Source organism: Microbulbifer mixtoriginis (SeqCode), assembly GCF_052466715.1.
This window is the reverse complement of the sequence record NZ_CP174288.1, coordinates 1587948-1611275: the sequence shown is the minus strand read 5'-3', so window position 1 is coordinate 1611275 and position 23328 is coordinate 1587948. Positions and strand designations below refer to the sequence as shown.

The following is a 23328-nucleotide window of genomic DNA, read 5'->3' as shown; positions in this document are numbered from 1 at the left end:
TTCACCTTGTTCGCGGGAAATACGCCATCTTAGGCGTGCTACAAGAGTTTGTAAAATGAACCCTGATAGCTCAAACCGCCAGCCTGGCTGAGGCCCCAATTTCTCGCCCTTCCACTGCCCTACGGAAAAAGAACAAGCTGACTAGAATTACCGAGATCGGCACCAGTGATAAGTAAAAGGCCACTTGGCCATCAAAGGCTTCAAAAACCGAACCCGTAATCAGGGAACCGGTAGTGCCCCCCAGTGCAGAAAAAATCACCAGTAGCCCGGTCATCGCCGAATGCTGATGGGTCGGTAGTGAACTCAGCATCACCGAGTTGATTGCCGGATAAATGGGAGCCATAAACAGGCCAATCAGAGGCAGAATAAAGGCCGCAATCGGCGCGTTGAACCAGTTGATATCCGGGTTGGCCTGCACATCACTGGATAGCGGAAGAGTCAGTACCACCAGTAATGCCATTGCCAGCAGGCAGACATTCAGCACTGGATACCAGTGTAAACGCCGCATAATAGCCCCTGCCCCCAAGCGGCCCAAGGCGAGCCCTGCGGCAAAAATACTGGCAGCCTGGACGCTCATCGCCGCTGGTAGCTTCAAAATTTCATTGTTAAACGTGGGCAACCAGCTGCCGATACCCTGTTCGATCAACACATAGATAAAAACGGAAATTACATAAATATAAACCAGGGGCTTGGCCATCAGTTTTATCATTGCCCAGAAATCCTGCCGTGGACTGGTGCCCTCAACCCGGGTACCCGACTCATCCATTTTTGTCAGCGACAATAAAATAAAGGCAAACAGACAAATCGCGGCCAGCACCCAATACACACTCAACCAAGCTGTGGAACCTGGATTTGCAGAGTCGATAAAGGCACTAAACAGCCAATACCCACCAAGAACCCCCACCATAAATACCCCCTCCAGGGTATTCACCATACTCGCATGTTCATTTGGACCACGGGTTAACAGGCCCACAGTTGAATAAACCGCGACCTTCACCAAGGCAAATGCGACTCCCACGGAAAGGAACAGTAGCTTTGCTGTCCAGAAACCTGGCAATAGGGGCATGGCAATACAAGCCCCGGTAACAATAGCGAGCCCCATCAGCATGGCGCGCTTAAATCCGAAACGCGGCAGTTGCGAAGCCACCAGAAAAGATACGATGCCGATGGGGATATCCTTAAAGCCCTCCAATACACTGGCTGCAGATTTACTCACGCCGTAAGTATTAATCACCTGCAGTATCACAGTGCCGACACTGTTCAAGAGAATGGCGAATACAAAGTAGATGGCGAATAGGGAAAGCAGTATGCGCTGATTGTTCATAAGGAAATCTTTATCGGTCTATGGCTCAGGCGTACAGCCTTACCAGCCTGTTATTGTACATTTTTTGATCTCTTAGTGTGGGTTGATGACTGTAAATTTTCACGCCCCCAGAACTCAGCAGTATGACTTACCACAAAAGAATTGCAATCGTTTGCAATATTTCAAGCTGCCAAACAGAGACCATTCCGTGATCGCCGGTCAGACTAGCGGGTTACTAGATAACAACAATGCCAATAAATTCTTTATTATCAATATGTTAATGGATATTTATACTCACAAATAGCACATAGTTACTGTACAAGGAGATTTTTTACCCCCGAAATGCAATCGATTGCATTTCAATGTGTACAAGCGATAGACTGCAGGCAGTTGCCCAAAGCACTAATTACTTTGGCAAAGCACCTAACCATCAGTTTCTGTGTAAGTGGTATGAAGAAAGAACAACAACATAAGCTTGAAATTCACCCCTGGGGCCTGCGGGAAAGAGAGTTTCAAGCGGATGACTACCCTCTTAACGCCACCCTATTCTCCCTGGGCAATGGCTTTATTGGCCTGAGAGGCACCTTTGAGGAAGGCTTTGATCCCGAGCCCTTTTCTGATGGCTGTTACCTCAATGGGGTCTACGCCAGTGAACCTATTCGCTACGGCGAGGCCGCTTACGGCTACGCTCGCAATAATCAGCGCATGCTAACGGTACCGAACGGCAAGGGTATTCAAATCTGGATTGATGGGGAGCGTTTCAGCCTCGCGGAGGGTGCACTACTTGAATATGAGCGCCACTTGGATATGGCCAGCGCAACCCTTGCGCGCAGCCTCATCTGGCGTTCGCCTCTTGGAAAAACCCTCAGGCTCAAAACCCAGCGCCAAATCTGCCTAACTGAAAAACACCTAGTGCTCATCCATGTTGAAGTTACTCCACTGGATTTTGATGGGGAAATAAGCCTGTTGACGGGGCTGGATGGCAATCTCGATCAAGCCAAGCACAGCGACGATCCACGCTTGGCCTCTCCCATCAATCAGGAGGATATCCAATGGCTGGATAACGTCGCTGATGGTGACTACTTGGCACTACCGCTCTCAGTCAGAAGTAGCGGCTATGAGATTCGCTGCGCAGCCATACACCGCTTGCAGGCTAGTGCGGGCCACACCGTGACCAATCTACGCCATGAAAACCGGGTAGCCACCGAATATCGCTGCAATGCCCAGCGGGGCAAGCCCCTGTGCTTGACCAAATACCTAGCTTACTTCGCAGAGCAAAGTGCTGAGCCGATTGAAGCTGGACCATTGCGCAAATACCTTGAACTCAGCGCCAATAAAAGTTTTGCCGAATATGCCAAGGCCCAACGCATAGAGATGGATAAATTCTGGCAAGAATCCGATATCCAGGTGTTTGGCAACGACAGCCTACAGCAAGGTATTCGATTTAATCTTTTCCACCTATTCCAATCCCTTGGCAGGGATGGACGCACGAATATTGCTGCAAAAGGGCTCTCGGGAGATGGTTACGACGGTCATTACTTCTGGGATACAGAAATCTATGTATTGCCGTTTTTTCTCTACACCCAGCCCAATATGGCCCGCCACCTGCTGGAGTATCGCCACTCGATCCTGGATGCGGCCCGTGCCCGTGCCCGAGAGCTGGCGATCAGCAAGGGCGCACTCTTTCCCTGGCGCACCATTGGCGGGGAGGAGTGCTCTGCATACTACCCTGCCGGCACTGCCCAGTTTCATATCAATGCGGATATCGCCTATGCAGTGCGCCACTACAGCCGAGTCACTGGTGATACGGAATTTCTGCGGGAAAAAGGGGCGGAGCTGGTTATTGAGGGGGCCCGCCTATGGATGGAAATCGGCCACTTCAATCCTCGCCGCAACAACCAATTTTGTATTAATGAAGTCACTGGCCCGGATGAATATACCGCGTTGGTAGATAACAACTTCTATACCAACCTGATGGCCCGTGCGCATTTGGAGTATGCTGCAGAGGTATACCAGTGGCTGCAATCCTTTGATCCAGAAGCGGGCCTGGCCTTGGCCCAACGTATACAACTGGGCCCACAGGAACCCATGCTTTGGGCAAAAGCCGCAAAGGCCATGTACCTCCCCTACGACCAATCCCAAGGTATTCACCCGCAGGATGATGGCTTCCTCGACAAGCCAGTGTGGGACTTTGAGCAAACACCGGCAAATCATTACCCCCTGCTACTGCACTACCATCCACTGGTAATTTATCGACACCAGGTTTGCAAGCAGGCAGATGTAGTCTTGGGACTATTGCTCGAAAGTTCCGAGTTTTCCATTGAACAAAAACGCCGCGACTTCGACTTTTACGAACCGCTCACTACACACGATTCTACCCTATCCGCCTGCATCCACAGCATTATTGCCAGCGAGGTGGGATACCCGGAAAAAGCGCTCGACTACTTCCAGCAAGTAGCACGAATGGACCTGGACAATCACCACAATAATACTCAGCACGGTATCCATACTGCCTGTATGGGCGGCACCTGGATGTGCATGGTGCAGGGCTTTGCCGGTATGCGCCTGCATGGTACCGAATTGCGCTTCGCCCCGTTTGTACCCGAGGGTATGGAAGGTTATCGCTTCCGCCTGCAATTCCGTGGTCGCACCCTGGAAGTGGACATCAATTGCAGTAATGCCAGCTATACCCTGATAACTGGCGAGCCCATCAACCTTCATCACGTCCATAAACCCGTATTTCTCGCAGCAGGCGAAACCCAAACATTTGAGATAGCACCACCAGTGGAGGTAACACAGTGATCTATCGTGCAGCAATTTTTGATCTGGATGGTGTACTCGCTGATACCGCACGACTACACCTGAAAGCCTGGCACCAACTGGCCCAAGAACTCAAACGCCCATGGGCTGAAGATACCAGTGAAAGGCTTAAGGGGCTGGAGCGTATGGCCTCACTGGAAGTGATTCTTGGGGAAGAGAGCGATCGGTTTAGTGAAAAGGAAAAGATCGATCTAGCTAGCAGAAAGAATAGTTATTATCAGAAACTGATTCGTAGCTTATCTCCAAAAGATCTACTGCCCGGTGCTGGGGAGCTTCTCGCCTGGTTAAACGAGAAACAAATCCCCATTGCCCTGGCATCAGCCAGTAAGAATGCGCCGGCCGTTTTGCAAGCATTGGAGATATCACATTACTTCTCAACAATTGCCGATCCAGAACAGTCCTCACCTAAACCCTGCCCGGATATTTTCCTCGCAGCAGCGCAAGGCCTACAAGTTGAACCTGAACTCTGTGTTGCCTTTGAGGATGCTGCTGCCGGGGTCGCTGCGATCAAAGCCGCCAAGGGAATGACTGCTGTTGGGGTGGGGAGTGAAAATTCCCTGAGAGAAGCTGATTTTATTGTCGGCAGCCTGTCGGAGTTCGTCCCTAAAGACTTTTTTCTTTCTGCTATCCACGCAGCTTCAATCAGTTAAATGTAAGAGCTGTTGCAAAATCAATATTCAAGCTGAATAGAAAGATTGCTCTCCTTCTATTCAGTGTTACTTGCTTTCTAATATTGTAAAGGAGAAATCACCCTATATCGCATATTTGGAAAATACGTGTACTCGAAGAAATAAAAACCAGAATAAGTATCTGACCTTTCCTAAGAATTCACTGTGTAATTGAGCAAAATTACCAGCCCCATTTCCCCAGACTTATAAACCCCAAACCAACAATCAACCCCCAAATATAGTAAGGAATATATGGCCTACAATGCTATAGATACCCTTTTACCCCTTCATTTGCAGGAGAACAATCACCCATCTAAAACTAAATAAACTTCAACATGTCGGAATTTATGGAGATTAACTTTTTAGCCTCAATCGATTGTGGATCAATCAGACTAAAATCAGCAAATTCAAATCCTGGCCCAACGGAGCAGCCTACCAGAACTGTCTTTCCAATAGGTTCAGCTGCCTGCCAAGTTCCAGCTGGAACAACCTGACAAAACGTATTATTTTTGGATGAAATTTCCATCCTCTGAACATTCTTATCCAAGTCATTCCAAGTATAAAGATAGAGCCCTGCGCCTTGATATAAATTCCACACCTCATCCGATTGCACTTTATGAAATCGGCTTACCTCGCCTTTATCTAATGAAAAGTAAATGTGAGTGAGCGCTGATCTCCTCTGCCCTTTGTTATTGGTCACCACTGCATTGGATCTGAAAACCTCAAGAAATCTCCCCCCTTCAGGGTGTTCAGATAATTTGATAGGCTGCATGACTATTCCTTTAAGACCTATAATGAAATTAACAATAACCTTAAAATTGATCCCAACCAAAGAGGCACTTAATTCTCACGCTTTTCGTTTGACAGATTTTTGGCAAGATCAGCTACCGCCTCCTCCATTGAAACCAAACCATTCAAGTAAGGCATCCAATGCTTATCAAGAAGGGATTTATAATTCCAGCGCCCAACATATAAACCGTTCAGTGTTGCGTAATCTGTGAAATTTGGCTCCTCCTCTGAAATAACTCTTCTAACAACTTCACCAACTGTATAAAATTGAATTGGATGCCAAATATGTTTATGAGCCTTTAAGTGATATTTATCAAACTCACTGCTGATTATCCCTTGAAGTTTGCTTTTGCGATTCACACTGTTAGCATGTGTTAACTCATGAAAAAACATTTCTAATGCAAGCCAGCCTGAGTAATCTGAATAGGTACTATTGATAATAGTTTGAGAACTTCTTCCTGAAGTGGTAGCTCCCTGTCGCATACCAGGCTTATAGACAATATTCACTGTATGCGCATTTACTAGCAGTTTTTCACCAAAGAGATCTTCGAGCCGGCTAGCAATTGGGTCACCATACACATCCAGCTTCTCCCGCAAGCTTAAATACCACCTAAAGTTACTTTCTCTATGCAGCCCCCACATTTTTTCATTATAAAGAGTGGAAAGCTCTTGTAAATGAGCATATAAACTATTATTGACTGATTCAGAATCGATAGGAGTACCTGATAAAAGCATCGCTGTTAGATCTGCCACTTCCCCGCTAGACCGAATAATATTAATATTTTTTTCAGCCCCATGTGTAATATAATCATTGATCGCCCTCTCGAAGAGGTACAACTGATCAGCAACAATGCCTTCCTCCTTCTTTAGAGCCACATATAGATTTTTATCTCTTGCCAATTCATACAAATATAGATGTAAATTCAATAAAGGCTCATTTTTAAAGCTCACCAATCGCCAACTATCTAGCTGGCCAGATGGCTTTTCTTCTGCGAGAACGGGAAAAACGAAAGAGAGAAATATTAGAGCAAGTAGAAATGGACGAAGCATTTGAAAAGCACCAGCGGATTATTCTTATAAGGCAAGGGGGAGAGTGACTCGGATCGATCATCCTCCCAATATGGTAAGAATATAACTTCCAGAAGGAGCCCCTGCAAATAAGTACAGCTGTTCAAGCTAGAGGCAATCCTCAGTCACGGGTATAAAATCAATTGCGTGCAGCGAAACAATGCTAACTTTTTACCCGTACTCTTACAAACTACGGAAGCATCCCATACCTGAGTGGTCCGCCCCTTATGAACAGGTGTTGCAGCACAAAGAACAACCCCATCACGAACTGTTCCCAGATGATTCGACTTCAGTTCAACAGTAGTAAAGCCAGAAGCCTTTTCTGGTAAGTTCGCCAAGCAACCAATGCCACAGGCCGTATCGGCCAAAGAAACGACGCTACCAGCATGCAAGTAGCCATTAGGTGCCAGATGAGACTCCAAAATTCTCATCTCTGCATGGATCTCGCCCTCAGCAACTTTCACAAGCTCAATCCCGAGAAGCCCTGGAAGTTTACCTTCGCAAATCTTGTTGTAATAGTTATGGTCTTTCATATAAATCCTTATTAACAACTAACCGGTCATAATAACAAGCCAATTAAAGCAGAGATTTTTCTTTAGTCCCACTAAACATCTTTTTATATCTAGGTTACACAGCAAACTCACAAAGGAGTGTAATTTTTACTGTACATAAAAATTATTTTTCCAGAGGTCTTCTCAAATAGAGGGCAGCATTGTAAAGAGCCCTACCCCACCTAGCATCCCTTGCACATTACTATTTCTGATAGAAAATTCTGAAACTACTTGGAAATTACCTTATAGCAGGGAACATACTCTTTACCCGGCAACTTCATTCTCTGTTGTTTCACAAAAGACTCCAGCATAATATCAATGCTGCGCATAATGCTCGAATCACCACGCAGCTCATAAGGTCCATACTCCTCAACCATCCGAATCCCTTCATTTTTCACATTACCTGATACGACGCCAGAGAATGCACGTCGCAGGTTGGCGGCTAATAGATAAGGTTCTTGGCTTTTATGTAAGGCGAGGTTCAGCATACTTTCATGAGTTGGTATAAACGGCTGCTGAAATTCGTTAGCGACTTTTAACTTCCAGTTAAAATAGTAGGCGTCATCCGTTGCTTTGCGGAAGGACTTGACCTCTTGTATGCCTACCGACATTTGTCTAGCCACTTCCTGTGGGTTATCAATAATAATTTGGTATCTTGAACGAGCTTCCTTACCCAAAGTAGAGGCGATAAATTCATCAATACGAACAAAATATTCCGTTGCACTAGGTGGGCCGGTGAAGATAACAGGGAATGGTTGATCCTTATTTTCTTCGTGTAGGAGTATCCCCAGGAGATAGATGATCTCCTCAGCAGTACCCGCCCCCCCTGGGAAAACTACAATGCCATGGCCTGTGCGTACAAAAGCTTCTAATCGTTTTTCAATATCTGGGAGAATAACCAGTTGATTGACGATTGCATTTGGTGCTTCTGCAGCGATAATACCGGGTTCGGTAACACCAAGGTACTGTCCATGGCGATCGCGCTGCTTGGCATGTCCAATAGTGGCACCTTTCATTGGCCCCTTCATTGCTCCCGGCCCACAACCGGTACAAATATCAAGGTGGCGCAGAGCCAATTCATAACCGACCTGCTTAGTGTAATCGTACTCTTCAGATAAGATTGAGTGCCCTCCCCAGCATACTACTAACCTAGGCGTGCGGACTCTATCGAAGGTACCGGCATTTCTCATAATATGAAAAACCGCATCAGTAATGCCCTGAGAAGATGTTAAGTCATGTAACTTACTGCCGGTAATTTCACTATTTACATAAATAATATCTCTCAGTACCGCAAACAAATGCTCTGCAATACCACTGATAATTTTTCCATCAACAAAAGCACTGGCCGGGGCGTTTCTAAGCTGTAGTTTTATACTGCGCTCTGTGGGGACAACAGAGATATCAAAATTAGCAAAGGTTTCCAGAAGCTCCTTACCATCATCCATAAAACCGCCACTATTTAGCACCGCTAGTGAGCAGTTTCTAAAGGTTTGGTATTGTGAACCACGGCTCTCGCTACTAAGCCGATTAATTTCATACTTGGATAGGATCTCAAACTGCCCTGTAGATGAAACCTGTGCATCGATAAGATCAATAGACATGCAACCCTCTTATTGAACTGAAATTGGGATCTTTACAGAAAATAGTGTTCTGGTGCTATAGAAGTGTAATCTAAGTTGATGACTAGGCTTCTTTTTTAATTAAACCGAGGCAATTGGATTTAATAGCCAAGAAAAGTTGACGTACAACTAAACCATTCACCTGAGACAGGAAGTGCCAACAGAGGAATACAGGCTTAACTCTTTGGGACTGAGTCGCGATTCACATTATTTTGACCCAGTTTACATCTTGATCACAGGTACTCTTTGGCAGGTCATTGCAAGTGGGTACTACTTATTAAGCCCGCACCATGAAAACCGTCCCACCTATTGGTTCAGGCTTAATTTGACAATTACCCTATTTAGGGGCAACACATTACCAGATCAACCCTGAGCACATTTATAAAAATAAAAATTCTCACTAAAATTGAGCCCGGGATTCTTTAATAGCATCAAACTTTAGTTTGATGTCCTACGTTCCTGATATTCTTCAGGGGAAGGCTTAACTTTAGATAAAAGTTGATTCAGCTCTTCAAGTACAATCCACGGATCGGTTTCATCGTACAGATGCGAGGAGTATTTCATAATTACATGCTTGGCGCTGTCACTAATCTTGGTGAGTTCAATTTGCGACTGATCCCAAGTCCTGTTGTAAGCATCTACATCTGCATAACTCATTTTAGTCTGACGAATTGTGGTATGTGGCAACCCTCTACTCATTACCGTGATTGGAATCTCTTTCTTTAACTCATAGCGCTCTGGTTTTGATGCAGACTCTGCAAAATCTTCGAAGGAATGCTTTTCCTTTTCCCACGCCATAATCCACTGCATCGTTGCCCAGCCCTCCTTGGATAAAGAAGACTTCAGGTTTCCGTACCAGGATTCATGGGCTGCATCCACAAATAGAAGGGCAGACACCCTACTGGGGTTTTCACTTGCAAATGCCCTTGCTACTAAACCACCAAATGAGTGGGCCACAAGAACTACGGAATCCCATTTTTTAAACTCCACGAAGGCCTCAAGCTCAGCAGAAAGCGCATCCATCGATCTAACTTTTGGAACAGCATGCGCACTTTTTCCAGCTCCAGGCCGATCGTAGATACAAAGCATAAAATCTTTAGAAGAGAATTTATGAAAGGTATTTTTATAGGTACTATGGGCATCTAACCCCATACCTGAAACCATCAATACAACTTTTTTCCCCTCACCCTCCTCTTTACAAAGATAGGATATTGTATTCCCTCCAATGGTAACAAACTCATATTTATGCTCATCTTGCGCCCAAACTGAGCAACAAAGAACACTGAGAAGAAATGCGGCATAAATTTTCATAATCTTCCTTGGAATTTATAGCTTACATAATATCTACGGTGAATATCGGCACCCAAACCATTATCAAACCAGTAACTCCTATCCCTCATTCACCTAAATAAAATAACACTACTTACCCGACACAGACGTAGTTCTTAATGCTGCATATTTAACTGAACAATATACCTGTCGAAAGAACAACTCGTACAACTTACCAATTTATCCAGCAACATCTACAGGCACTATCCCAGAAAACCTTTGCCAGGGAAATCTCTATAATATTTACTTTATAAGAGTCTCATTAATTGCTAGGGACAATAATCAATATTAATAATGCTGAAAATTCGACCAATTCTGGCATTTTATAGACAAGTGCAAGAAGGCAGGCATAAAAAAGCCGCACAATAGAAATTGTGCGGCAAAGCTCAGAAAACCTGCGGGAGAGGTTTGAGTTATACTAGAAGTCGTAAGCGATGCTTAACTTGATATTGCGCGGCAGGATATAACGAACATTGGTTGCCTGAGGATCCCTTGGATCTCCCTCGGTAATGCCCTCCTCATCGGTGAGGTTATCCAGTGCAAGCTGAACGGTAATATCGTTTAAGTAGGCCACTGCTCCAAAATCAACCTTGGTATAACCCGGCAGGGTCACCGAGTTTTTACTGTCATTGAAACGATCACCCACGCGGCTTACTCCACCAAACACTGCCATATCAATATTGTTGATCGTGAAATCGTAGTTCTGGCTTAGGCGTACTTGGTACTCGGGCTGGCGCATCACTTGATTACCTTTAAAGTCACCACTGGTGATTTCTGGCTTCTGCAAAGTTGCATTCAGGCCCAAAGTGAAGTCACCCCAGTGAGCCTTGCCATCCAGCTCAAGACCCAACGCCTCTGTTTCCAGGCGGGCGCATGTGGTGCTACCAATAATGCAATCAGGCATTCCCTGGGTTTCATTGTAGAAAAGAGTGGCAAACAGCGAGTAGTCTTGATCCTGCAGCTTGTAGCCCAGCTCATATTGGTCGATATCGATAATCAGATCGGAACCCGCGCGGAAGCTCTCGCCAAACTCGCGATAATTATCAAAGTCCGCAAATTTGAAGCCTGAATTTATACGGAAGAAAGCCCCCATATTCTCAGCGAAGGCCCAATCTACTGCAGCTGTATAGGCAGCACCCTCTTCATCCGCCTTATAGGTGTTAAAAATACCATCACGAACACCTTCATCTACTGAGTAGTTAGTTTCACGATTTGCAGAGCGCACACCCAAATCAAAAGTGAAGTCGCCCAGGTAAAACTCACCTGCAATGTAGAATGCGTTTTCTCGGGCATCACCTATCGCTTCAAGATCATGGCTCCAACAGAGAACTGGGTCGAGTTCTTTATCATCACAAGAAATATCGCCAGCAACTTGCTCACCATCATGACCAAGCACATAGTACGCTTGGTTTCCAAGACTCCACCACTCATCAACTTCCCAACTAGAAGTGTAATAGCCTGCGGTTACCTTAAAGTCATCCCACTCTTTGGCTAGGCTGATATCGTTGGTCGTTGCCTCAATATCTTTTCGTACTACCCAAGCACCGAATTGCTGCAACAAAGTATCATTACTGACCTCAGTCCCAGACACGGTAGTAGCTGAAGTCACGCTTGTACCATCGTCGTATCGCAACTCACTGGGTAATACCGGGCGACCATTGGGAACAAAGCCTAAAGTATCGGCATTACCACTGGTCAAACCAAAACGCTCTGTAAGACTCCAGCCATTGCCCAGGTCCAGCTCAAGGTAGGCGCCAGCTACGCTACCGTCCCAACCACGGCCTTCTCCCATATCAAAAGTTTCCCAGCGTGTTTCAGAGCCACCATTTCCGTCGGCCTGGGAAATGGGTACTGAAACTTTGCGATTGCTGGGACCCACTTGAGTGTAGTCAGTTGCCAGGAAGGAAGCATTTGGCAGATACCAGGTGCCAGTATCTTTAGTATCTCGTACGTAGAAACCGGCTTTGCCGTTGTCCATCTCTTTAGTCAGGTGCAAGGTGAACTGGTGACCTTCTTCCGCATCAAAACCGGCATCGCGAATACCGGGAGAAGAACTCACATACCCACCCATCATGTAGTACACATCTTCGCTGAGCTTCCCGGTCAGAAGGGCATCAGCCCTTTGAAGGTCATAGTCCGAAGTGGTGTATTTAAAGCGACCCTCGGTCTCTTCGGTCCCCTCTTTCAAAATGAAATTGGTCGTGAGACCCGGTTGGCCGTTAGAGTAAACCGGGTTAGGGCCACCGCGCAGGCCTTCTACGCGCTGGATAGTCTCATCCACTCGGAATAGAGAAGAGTTTTCCATGAAAGAAAGAGTCGGTGCCGGGTAAAGTGGCAAGCCATTCATAGAGACCGTAACAAACGGAGCGTCACTGCCGCCCGGAAATCCCCGTACATCAATGTTTGCGCCAGATACCCCGCCAGAGCTTTCAACCCAAAGACCTGGGATAGACTTCAGCAAATCTGCAGTACTAGACGGGGAAGCTTTACCGATTTCATCGTCACTCAGGGTTGTGATTGAAAAGCTCGCATCCAGCTTTTTTATACCGGCACCACCTGGGGTTCCCGTGGTGATCACTTCCTCAATCACCCTATCTTCAGACGCCAATGGTGAAGCGGCTTCCTGGGCTGTGGCATAGCCCCAGAAGCCCAGCTGCATGGCCCCAAGAGGTATAGCCAGCGCTAGAGGATTCTTCTTCATTAAAACTTCCCTCTCATCGTCATTCTTATTGGATTTTGAGATGTGTCTGGTACACGTCAATGCAAACGATTGCAATTTATGTACCCGTCCTGTGAGACGACACTTTGGAACAACTATAAAGCAGGATTGCAATCGATTGCAATGCGGGTGACGGGGTAATTTGTGGCCATTTCCTGTATTTGGTCATATTTGCTAAGGAAGTAAGATTCCGCCAGACATCCTCCCGGTGAAGTGAGCAGACGCTGCCACAGACCCCAAGACGTATTTATTGCTTTGAAAGGGGTCAATGCGTTTCTAAAGTAGAATTATGCGAATACACGGAAGGAGTCCTTGTTGTAGCTGACAAGGATGTATTTAGAAGTTCAGTGCCACCACTGAGGGCTCAAAATGACCAGTTCTTCATGTCATCAGGCGGACAACCACTCCCATAAGCACGGCCCCCATTGCGGGCATGCCGCTATACGGCATGGAGACCATGTTTGTTATTTGCACAATGGCCATCTACACCATCCCCACCATGGCCACTACGATGAGCACGTGCTGGAAGTCAGCAGCAGAAATCCCGCGAGCTGCAATCCTATCACTACCAGCACACACGCCACTCATGTCCATGGGGAAAACTGCGGACACGAACGTATTCCCCATGGAGATCACTTCGATTACCTGGTAGATGGACACCTGCATCATGTACACGGTGATCACTGTGATGATCATGGCCCAGTGGAAATGATACAGGAGCAGTAGGGGCCTACTGAGAAGCAGAGGCGGGGTTGATTGTGCGAAGAGCCAAACAGACTTAAGGTTACACTATCAACCCTTGCCTGCTTTCGAAGAAGGTGAATACCCCTTTACATCCAAGAGACCCACAAATAAATACTCTTAGTAAAGGCTCATTTTCTGACTTAAACCCAAGACCCCGATTATCTCCCCAGTAACCCTCCTCTCCAGATAACTACGCTGCATCATCTAAAGCAAAAGTACAATTTGGATTTCCTCATAACATGACATTACTTTTCAGGGGAAGTAGTGACCCCAGGGTTATAATCCCCCAGCTACAAGTCCCCTAGGAGCTTTCTTTGTGCCCGAGATTCATATTTTGACCGCCTTCCTTGGTGCATCTGCCCTATTGGCCATCTCACCAGGTCCAGATTTAGTGTTGATATCGACCTACTCCGCCACAAGAGGTTTTTTGGCTGGATTTTTAATCGGTTTGGGGATTTTCATTGCAGGACTTATTCAAACGCTACTCGTCGCATTTGGCCTCGGCCAAATAATGCAGGCCATGCCATTGGTCGCCATAGTAGTAAAAACTGTAGGAGCCCTCTATCTTGCCTGGCTTGGATTTAATCTATTACGTAGCTGGCGCGCCAACCTCTCTGTTCAGAACACTAAACCTGTAACAGAAAGGCTAACTCCTTGGCAGCTCCTCAGTAGAGGCCTGATTAATAATTTAATAAATCCGAAGGCGCTTTTATTTTTTAGCTTGTTCTTACCGCAGTTCACCACAAGTACAGAGCCCCTTATGCCCCAAATATTACTTCTTGGCATTCTGCTCAGTGCCACAGCCCTCATAGTCAATACAATATTTTCTCTTTCATTTAGCCGGTTGGGACACGTATTTAAACAGCCCGCCGCATTGACTCGACACTCGGAGGGCATCCTGGGGGCTATTTTCCTCGGCCTTGCCGCTCGCTTAGCAACTGAACGCTAGCCGGGTGAAATTCAGCCATATTAAAGCTTACATGAAACGTAAAATTGCAAGAGAAGGCATTAATGGATAGTTATAAACCATGGGGACTAGATAGAAATACGTTCCTAATGCTCCTACATCTGAGTCAACTGGCCTGGATTATTATTCCTGGTGCAGGCTTTGTATTACCAGTCATTATGTGGGCAACCACAAAAGATCAGGTTCCAGAGATTGACAGGCATGGAAAGATGATCTTCAACTGGATGATCAGCCTGTTTATTTACTCTATTGTGAGCACTATTCTTATCGTTCTCGGCGTAGGTCTTTTGGGGTTGATCGTGCTCGCTTTAATCAATGTAGTTTTTATTCTTATTGGGGCCATCCGAGCCAATGAGGGCGTTTTTTGGCGCTACCCACTCAGTATTCGCTTTTTTCAATAAGTTATAAGCTCGCCTGGCTCGGACATACATAGCTTAAGTTGTATCCGCGTAATTTTAGCGACTAACAGTCGTCAAACAAAAAAGCCGGGGTTTTCCCCGGCTTTTTTCTAGTCGAAGACTAGAGGTGCAAGCTTCTGCCACTAAATATAAAATGACGGCTTGCTTTGATCATATAGATACAGCGAGCTATTAGTAATAACCTGCAATATCATCTACGATCGGGCCAATTGCGCGGTACGCGTTGGAGATATCAACACCATTTCTTCTTTCACCACAAGGTAAACCATCACAGGCTACCCAATCCGGATCTGAGAAAATATCAAACTGGGTTGTAGTACCGAATACATGCGGATAAGCCATAATCGTGGTAAACCTATTTTGTACACCATGGCCATAACCATAGGAGTACACGCCAGGAGTACCCTGCTGAGCAGTAGAGTGACTCAGGCCCATATTGTGGCCAAGCTCATGAACGAAAGTGTTGTAGCCACAGTCTACGGCAGTGATGCTATAAGCTTGATCACGGGTAGAAGCATACATTGTGCCATTGCTACCTTGACCAACCCAGGCGATACCACAAGTGGTATAACGACCATCAGTTTCGGCCATGCCCAACAAAATGATCATGTCCGCTTTTTTTGAAGCACGCCAGTTCTGGTAGCTGCTACTCGCGGTGATAGTATCGATGTCACTTTCTGTAGGGCGGCGATCTGTAGAGGTTCTCGCTGTACCTACCAAGTTTAGCTGAATATCAACAAGGTTATTTTTAAAAGAATTATTGGCATAAGCAATATACTGATCAATTTTTGCAGAAATGTCGCCAGTATAAGCTGCCGCTTGATCTGTATATACGATGCCTACATCAACAGTTTCAGCCTGTGCAAAACCGGAAACTGCAGCAGCTGCAACGGCAGCAGCTAAACTTTTTTTGAGACTCATTGTAGTCTTCCTTTTTTATATAATTAATGCATGTACTTTTTTGGCAGCTGCAAAATTTGATCAACTGCCAACATAACATGCTTTTGCACCCTAACCCGCAAAGAAACTATCCTTTTTTTCCAACCTATCGAGAAAATAAACTCTTAATATTTGCGGGCTACATATAGACACATCCCTTGTCGACCTAAAGATTTGAAACTATGCATCTCTCATCTTTAGATTCTTTACAGCTCATCTTCAACTAAAAGATCGCCGCCTTCTAACTTCTTACCTTGGGACGATGGCTTTCTACGTAGATCACCGTTTTCTACATGACCCTGAATTAAAGCCCCATTAGGCGCAATCCATGCAAAACCATCTTGTGCCTCCATAGTGTAAGAGCCCGATGGCAGGTTCAGCTGAGCATAAACCACATCCTTTCCTAGTGTTATTGTGGCCCCAAAGAGGCGTGCATGCCCCGGAAAGTTTAATTCCAAGCTTTTGTTTCCACTCGCGTGCTGTTGAATACTTCCAACTTGAGCATCGTAGTCACCTTCCACTCCAGGAAGATCCATATCAACATATTCGCCTACCTCTAAATTCCTTAACATATCCACGTTAAGCTCAAGATAAGTTTCACCCTTGAGATCTTTTGGTAGGCGACCATTTTCATGAAGTACCTGCTTGGCTAACTCTGACTCTTCCCAAAGAATATTTTCAACTTCTTCCAGAGGCTCATCCATTGCGGATGCCTCACCTTCAACAACCTCATCCAAAGAGTCTTCTACAGGAAACCGATCAATAGCCAGTTTAGGCTCTGGAATTTTTGCGACCTGTCTTTCAGTATTAGACTGCCCTTTAGACCAAAAATAATATCCAGCCCCTAGCAAGATCACCAAAACAGGAAATATCAACTTCTTCACAGCTCACTACCCCAACATTCATTTATTAAAATAACACTCCCGAAACCCCCAAGCTTCAGAAGAAAATTTTTTCTCGCAATATCAACCAGAAAAGGTTACTTCCAGACATTCTCGCTATCGCCCAGACTCAGACGAAGAATGGTATCAGGACCTCAAAATATTTTTTTGAAAACACTTCACAGATAAGAAAAATAAAAAAATGATCGCAACTGAAGCCGACAACAAAATCATAAAAAACTGCAAACCTCATCGCAACCAACAAATATAAGTCCTTAAAAATATTGAGAAGTTCATCCACTTGAGGAACTTAAATGGTTATAAAGCTATAACCAAAAAAAAGGATGCGATAAATTACACCAAAAGATAAAAAAGACACCTGCAGAACAAGTCAACCCAAAAGTTAAAGAACAAAAAAAGGGAGGGCAAAGCCCTCCCCAAAACAATGGAGTTAACGGTCAATAACTTCTCAATAGATCAAGAGAGTAAAAGTAGATTAATAATAGCCAGCTACATCATCAATAATCGGCTCCAATGCTCTATGAGCATCAGCCCGATTTCTCTCGCCACACGGTAACCCGTTGCAGATTTTGCCTGGATCAGAAAATGTATCCAGTCTTTCAGCGCTTCCAAATGCAGATGGATACGCCATAATAGTGGAGAAACTGTTATTTACACCGTAACCAAGTCCCCAACGGTAAACATAACCACTGGTATCACCTTGTTGGCGAGAATGAGTCAGCCCCATGTTGTGGCCCAACTCATGAATAAATGTAAGATCAGTACCCCCACAATCAACTGCAGTCAAACTATAGGCCAAGCGCTTGGCACTAGGATCCATTACACCGTTACTACCTATTCCGCCCCAGGCTACTCCACAGCGGGTACCAAGAAAGCGTCCATCTTCCCAAACTTCTTCGCCCTTGCCTAACAGAGCAACCATGTCGGCTTCAAAAAGTTGACGCTGCACCCCAACTGGGCCGGGAGCAACTTGCGTAATTTCAGCGTAGGTCGGCGTACTATCCTCGGCAAAGTACTCAGTTAAGCCAGAAAATTCATTGAGGTTGTCTCCATTAATGAGGAGGTCCTCCTTGGAATACTCTCTTGAGTCTACCAATTCCAACTGAATATCCAGACCATTATTTTCGTAGATACGGTTAGAGGTACTGATCAGATTATCGACCATTACGGAAATATCCCCGGTATGCTGAGCCGCAGGATCGGTATACCAAACCGCAATTTTTATCGTCTCCGCACTTGCCGCCCCAGAGATGGTGAGAGCCGTTATTGCGGCAGCCAAACTATTTCTTAGCTTCATAGCAGTTCCTTTTATTATTAAATTATTTACCCCAATCTTTGCAATCCGACCAATGAAACCGGTTACATTTTTAACCGCACTGAGCAAATCACAAAATTTACTTGCCCTAACTGGAAAACAGATTACTCCCTGCTCTCTTCTCCACCTGTAAAAGCAATCGCTTCTGGCAGTAACAGGTACCTCAAACAGCACTCCCTTTGCTGTTAGCCAGGTCAGAAAATTCCTGCCCCAACATTAGATAAATTCTTACTTTAATTTTACCTCTTCCTCCAAGTGACTCCTGGTTAAATCTTTTTTCGAAGCCACCCAGGCATAATTTCCCTGCGCCTCTAGGGAGTATGAGCCTGAAGGCAATGTTAAATTGCCATATACCGAGTTTTTGCCAATTGTGAAATTTACAAAATACACGCTACCATAACCAGGTAGGTTCATTTGTACACTTTTATTCCCACTGGCATGCTCCTGGACTTTATCCACCTGCGCATCGTAATTTCCCTTCACCCCAGGCATTTCTATATCAACATAGTCTCCAATAGATAAATTCTTCAGAGCCTCTACATCAATCTCAAGATATGTCTCTCCATTTAAATCAAGCGGCAAGCGTCCTGACTCATGTAAAACCTGCCTTGCGACATCCGATTCTGCCCACATCAAGGCACTATCAGGGTTCGTCTCTTGCTCTTGGGCGGAAGGCATCTCTACCACTTCTTCTGTAGATTTAGTTTCAGTTGGAACAATTTTATTGGAGGGAGGTGAGACTGGTTTTTCAGTAATCGGTTGTGGGCTATCTGTTTGACTCTTTGCCCAGAAAAAATACCCCCCCGCACAAAGGAGAGCAATCAGTGGAATTATTTTTCTCATTAGCTTCTCACTGCAAAATATTTATGCTAGTTCAGAAAAAATCTCAATGGTGCTGATTACTTAATGAGCTACAGCAAAACCGAGACTTAACCTTTCCTAACATGGACCACTATGCTGAGACGCTTAATGCTAATTTCCACGCAATTAATTTTTCAGAATTATTTCACAAAAATGTCATCCCTGAATGGGTAGCCTGTGAGTGTTCTCTGACTTTACCTGCTGGATACGAAAAAATATCGACAGGTTCCTGAAAAATGACAACAACATTAGCTTAAAATTTTTTCTGCCAAAAAAGAAAAAGCCAGCAACGCTGGTAAGAATTGCTGGCCTTAACTGATCAAAAAGTGACTTTAGGATTGGCTTTTATCGCCACGGGTAACCCCCAATGCCTAGACATGGGTCACTCGCAGCCCTCCCCCCTCAAAAAAGCGCTCAAAAAATACGCTAATAAATCCAGTGATAACAATTGCCAACAGTAATAACCACAAGAAGTCCCGGGGCTTATCCTGAGCTGCGGGCTCTTTTACTTCTTCTAGTTTCTGCCCACTAACTTGCTGAGACGCGGGAGCGCTGGCAGCGACATTATCTACCGTCTGGCCACTCACAAGCGGGGCAAGACCAAATCCAAGGGCCTGCTGATTCACAAAGTCAGTAAATTTCTCATTGTCTGTTGCTACGTCGTGCTGGTTGGCGAGCTCGGTGTAAGTCTCCACCATTTTCCTTAGCGTTTCTGCATCGGCAGGCCAGTAGCCTTTGCGCACAGCCTCCAGCATACGCTCCAGCATTTGTGCCAGGGCTTCTGCATTGTGCTCCTCAAAGAACTCACGCATATCCATTTGGTATTTATCCTCCACGTAGACCTCAAACATCTCCTGCCATTGGTCGTCGCGGATGGTTTCCGGAGTCATCACCTCCCAGCCCCACATGTTGTTCACGCGATCCAGGATTGCCGTTGCGCCGGCATAGCCGGATTCCTGCATCGCCTCAATCCAACGAGGATGGAAATAACGGCTACGCATTTCCTGATTGACAAATTCTCCCAGGGTCTGGGTCTTAATGTTGTCCTTGCGACGCAAGTTGGAGACATACATTTCGGGTGTCTTACCGTCGAGATTGCGCACCGCAAGCCCCATACCACCAAAATACTGGAAAGGGTCGTCATTAGTCATCATTGCGTAGAGATTGGTGGAGCGCGAGAATATCACTCCATCGGTACCGGAAAGCACCTTGCTATAAAGTGCAACATTGCGCTGGTCCTCGCTCCAACGGGATTCATCCTTGCCATAGGCAAACCCCATGCGGCGCATATACAGATCGGCCAGCTTGTCGTCTGTCTCCCAGCTGTCGGAAGCCAGGCTGGCACCATTCAAGCCGGTACCGTAATTGCCACTTTCATTGGAGAAAATGCGTACAGAGGAAAGATAGCGCGCATCTTCTTCGGAACTGCCTTCTTCCTTTAGTTGCTTTAATAAGGCCTGGCTGTGGCGATAAACAAAGTTGTTCTCCTCCTTCATCTGCGCCACTTTATCGATAGCTTCCGCCAGCCACAGCATCACATTAGGGAAAGCATCGCGGTAAAGGCCCGTAGCAGAGATCACCACATCGATACGAGGGCGCTTTAGCTCTGAATAGGGAATCACCTCAGTTCCAGTAACATTGCCCTGCTGATTCCATTTGGGCTTGAGACCCAGCGCATGCAGTATTTGCGCTTCCAACGCACCCTGGTGACGCATCGTCTCCAGGGACCAAAGGGAAAATGCCAGCTTATCCGGGAAACGGCCGTGTTTTTCCCGATAGTCGGCAATGGTCTGCTCCATCAGTTGAACACCGGCCTCATAAGCCTCCTTGGATGGCACCTTAGCCGGGTTGAATCCAATCAGGTTGCGACCGGTAGGCACTGCCTGCGGGTTGCGAATAGGGTCACCCCCATAGCTCACCGGAATGTACTCACCGTCGAGCGCCAGCATCAGGTTTTGCAGCTCAGCGATACCGGCAAAGTTATCGGCATACTCCCGGCCCTGCTGCAGGTAATTTTGCAGCTCTTCAGAAAGTTCTGGCAACTTGCGGCCAGCCAGGTAGGCATTTAACAGCTGATAACCCGGCTGTGCTTCCAAGGCGACTACATTGCGTTCATCCAGCACCTGATCCTGCGGCAAACTCAGGCCCTGGTCGCTCTCATATTGGCCAGCAGCTGAAATATAGTTTTCACCCAGCATTTGCAGCATGGTGCTGGTGAGATGCTCTGACTTGGGCAGCTGACCAAAACGATGGATACCCAGTGGTTGGCTCATTTCAGCCAGTTGGGCCAAGTGGTCCTGAAGACGACTGAGCTGGCCATCGAAATCAGCTTGCAGGGTTTCAGCGCTGATTTCCAGATCCTTGAGCATATTCAGCTTGTCCGCCAGGGTGATAATACGCTCCTGGGTATTCAGCCGGGTTTGCCCTTCTTCCAGAATCAAGTAATTACCAATCAACTCAGAGAGTTCTGCCACTTCGGCATAAAGACCCGCTTTAGCGAAGCCTGGTGTTAAATGGCTGATCATCGTCGCACGTCCGCGACGCTTGGCCTGCATAGCTTCGCCTACATTATCAATAATGTAGGGATAAAATACCGGGATATTACCCAGAGCCAAATTTGGGGCGTCGAACACAGAGAGCCCGCGCTCCTTACCGGTTAACCATTCCTGGGAACCATGTGTTCCCAAGTGAATATAGGCATCGGCCCCGAAAGTTTTGCGCGCGTAGAGATAAACCGCCAGGTAGGCATGGTTTACCGGCGTTTTCATATCGTGATAGAGGGAGGCGTGATCTTTGGCATTATCCGCGCGCGCCCCCTGCGGCAGGACAATCAGGTTACCCAATGTCATACGTGGGATCACAAACGCCCGCTCACCATTATGGTCTGCCAACATGACGTTATCTTCCGGCTTACCCCACCGCTCCACAATGGGATCACGCACAGAGGCCGGCAAACGATTAAACCAATCGACATAGGTGGAAAGTGGCATCCAGTCCGCCAAACCTTTATCAATCAGTGCCACGCTGTCTTCACGGCGATGATAAGGGCGCAGCAATTGGCCCGCCCAGGCAATCAGGGTCTTGGAGTCCTGCTTTTCTATTTGATAGCCACGCTCCGCCATGGCTTTGGCGATAGACTCAATAGAAGAAGGGACATCGAGGAAGGCCGCACCAATATTCTTCTCACCGGGAGGGTAGTTCCAGATAAAGGTAGCCACTTTTTTCTGGTTGTTTTTTTTGTAGCCAAGAGAGGCATGACTCCAGGCGCGTTCCACCAACGCATCGAGCTGGTCTGTCATTACAACCTTATTGCCACCTTCACTTGCGGCAACAATTACCGGATCGATACTACCGGTGTCTTCAGGCATCACCAGGAAGAATGGAGTTAACGAAGGAGAGACCCCACTATTATCGGCAAGATAATCCGCTTCACTGCCCTCGGTATAGTTCAGGGCATGAATCACCGGGACACCCAACTTTTCGAACTCCGCGCGACGTTTACTCACATAATGGAGAGAGCGGTAATTGATCATCAGATCAACACGTGTTTGCCCCGCTTCGTCTTGCAGTAAATCCGGATAGGAAAGCGGCAGATCCTCACCTTCAAAGAAAAAGGCAAAAGCCTTAGCACCTTTTTCTTCCAGGCCAGCCAAGATGGCATCTACAACCTGCTGCTGCTCGTAATCCACGACTGAGCGATGGATAGCCAAACCTATAACCGGCTGCTTTGCGGATACCTGCAGCCAATTAAAGAAATCTCCTTCGCTGTCAGTCACTAGGTTTGGCAGACGCGGATGATAAAAACCCACTTTAGGCACAATAATTGGGTCGACTACAGACTGCTCAGAGAGGCCAAAGACGTTGGAGGAGAGGAACTGCATCAAGTGCCGGTAGTTCTGACGCCCAGCATTATTGAAATACGCAGCGATGGATTGGTGCTGTTCAGCTGTCAGCCCCTGGTTCATGGAGGCGTTATCGGCATCTCCCAGGGAAAGCACCGGCACTTTGGGGAACTGGGTTAGCAGCGGCTGGTATTTTCCAAACATAAATTGGGAGAGTGCCGGATTGATACCGTCAAGCATCACCAGGCTGGAGGAACCCCAGGCCTGCGCTATTTGCTCTTCACTCTTCCCTTTGCTGTTAAATATCTCCAGGGTAAACGGCTGGTCCGCAGCCAAGTCAGATAACAACTCCCCCTTGGCTTTCGCGGTATGGCTGGACATCATCAGCAAAACTTTGGGTTTATCGTTAGCCTGCCCCATCATCGTAGTGAAGGCTATTACGACGAAGCATGCCAATTGCATACACACCTTCT

General features: G+C 46.4%; 17 protein-coding genes. 5 read left to right on the top strand and 12 right to left on the bottom strand.

Annotated elements, in window-relative coordinates; genetic code table 11:
- Positions 1–70: 70 nt before the first annotated feature.
- A complete protein-coding gene (locus ACJJH9_RS07325) occupies positions 71–1324 on the bottom strand; it encodes an MFS transporter (RefSeq protein ID WP_444885308.1) in 1254 nt (417 codons plus the stop codon).
- A gap of 429 nt (positions 1325–1753) precedes the next feature.
- On the opposite strand from ACJJH9_RS07325, the gene ACJJH9_RS07320 reads away from it, so the two are divergent.
- Together ACJJH9_RS07320 and pgmB are read left to right on the top strand one after the other, a co-directional pair.
- Positions 1754–4105, top strand: a complete 2352-nt coding sequence (locus ACJJH9_RS07320; RefSeq protein WP_444924788.1) for a glycoside hydrolase family 65 protein — start codon at positions 1754–1756, stop codon at positions 4103–4105.
- Positions 4102–4773, top strand: a complete 672-nt coding sequence (pgmB, locus tag ACJJH9_RS07315; protein ID WP_444924787.1) for a beta-phosphoglucomutase — start codon at positions 4102–4104, stop codon at positions 4771–4773. The genes ACJJH9_RS07320 and pgmB overlap by 4 nt, the downstream gene beginning before the upstream one ends.
- Positions 4774–5110: 337 nt before the next feature.
- Here pgmB and ACJJH9_RS07310 read toward each other — a convergent pair whose 3' ends face one another.
- From ACJJH9_RS07310 to ACJJH9_RS07285, 6 genes are all read right to left on the bottom strand, one after another.
- A complete protein-coding gene (locus tag ACJJH9_RS07310) occupies positions 5111–5563 on the bottom strand; it encodes a cupin domain-containing protein (protein ID WP_444909909.1) in 453 nt (150 codons plus the stop codon).
- Between the two features lie 68 nt (positions 5564–5631).
- Positions 5632–6630, bottom strand: a complete 999-nt coding sequence (locus ACJJH9_RS07305) for a hypothetical protein (RefSeq protein ID WP_444924786.1) — start codon at positions 6628–6630, stop codon at positions 5632–5634.
- Positions 6631–6773: 143 nt separating this feature from the next.
- Entirely contained in the window at positions 6774–7181 is a 408-nt protein-coding gene (locus ACJJH9_RS07300; protein ID WP_444885313.1) for a PaaI family thioesterase, read from the bottom strand.
- A 245-nt stretch (positions 7182–7426) separates the two neighbouring features.
- Positions 7427–8800 (bottom strand): nucleotide 5'-monophosphate nucleosidase PpnN, encoded by a 1374-nt coding sequence (gene ppnN / locus ACJJH9_RS07295; protein ID WP_444885314.1) that lies wholly within the window; start codon positions 8798–8800, stop codon positions 7427–7429.
- Between the two features lie 456 nt (positions 8801–9256).
- Entirely contained in the window at positions 9257–10129 is an 873-nt protein-coding gene (locus ACJJH9_RS07290; RefSeq protein ID WP_444924785.1) for an alpha/beta fold hydrolase, read from the bottom strand.
- A gap of 436 nt (positions 10130–10565) precedes the next feature.
- Entirely contained in the window at positions 10566–12848 is a 2283-nt protein-coding gene (locus tag ACJJH9_RS07285) for a TonB-dependent receptor (RefSeq protein WP_444924784.1), read from the bottom strand.
- Positions 12849–13235: 387 nt separating this feature from the next.
- Between ACJJH9_RS07285 and ACJJH9_RS07280 the strand changes: the two genes are divergently transcribed.
- From ACJJH9_RS07280 to ACJJH9_RS07270, 3 genes are all read left to right on the top strand, one after another.
- Entirely contained in the window at positions 13236–13592 is a 357-nt protein-coding gene (locus tag ACJJH9_RS07280) for a hypothetical protein (protein ID WP_444888702.1), read from the top strand.
- 334 nt (positions 13593–13926) lie between these two features.
- Positions 13927–14559: a LysE family translocator gene (locus tag ACJJH9_RS07275; protein ID WP_444924783.1), complete on the top strand. Its 633-nt coding sequence runs from the start codon at positions 13927–13929 to the stop codon at positions 14557–14559.
- 62 nt (positions 14560–14621) lie between these two features.
- A complete protein-coding gene (locus tag ACJJH9_RS07270) occupies positions 14622–14978 on the top strand; it encodes a DUF4870 domain-containing protein (RefSeq protein WP_444888700.1) in 357 nt (118 codons plus the stop codon).
- A 189-nt stretch (positions 14979–15167) separates the two neighbouring features.
- On the opposite strand, the gene ACJJH9_RS07265 is transcribed toward ACJJH9_RS07270, so the two are convergent.
- The 5 genes from ACJJH9_RS07265 to cobN all read right to left on the bottom strand — a co-directional run bounded on the left by ACJJH9_RS07265 (position 15168) and on the right by cobN (position 23317).
- The gene (locus tag ACJJH9_RS07265) at positions 15168–15917 is read right to left on the bottom strand and encodes a M12 family metallo-peptidase (protein ID WP_252085495.1); all 750 of its coding nucleotides are present in this window, start codon (positions 15915–15917) and stop codon (positions 15168–15170) included.
- A gap of 224 nt (positions 15918–16141) precedes the next feature.
- Positions 16142–16819, bottom strand: coding sequence for a protease inhibitor BamI-like protein (locus ACJJH9_RS07260; protein WP_444924782.1), 678 nt, complete (start codon positions 16817–16819; stop codon positions 16142–16144).
- A 493-nt stretch (positions 16820–17312) separates the two neighbouring features.
- Positions 17313–18134 (bottom strand): reprolysin-like metallopeptidase, encoded by an 822-nt coding sequence (locus tag ACJJH9_RS07255; protein WP_444924781.1) that lies wholly within the window; start codon positions 18132–18134, stop codon positions 17313–17315.
- Positions 18135–18380: 246 nt separating this feature from the next.
- Positions 18381–18995, bottom strand: a complete 615-nt coding sequence (locus tag ACJJH9_RS07250; RefSeq protein ID WP_444924780.1) for a protease inhibitor BamI-like protein — start codon at positions 18993–18995, stop codon at positions 18381–18383.
- Positions 18996–19384: 389 nt separating this feature from the next.
- Entirely contained in the window at positions 19385–23317 is a 3933-nt protein-coding gene (gene cobN / locus ACJJH9_RS07245; RefSeq protein ID WP_444924779.1) for a cobaltochelatase subunit CobN, read from the bottom strand.
- Positions 23318–23328 lie beyond the last annotated feature (11 nt).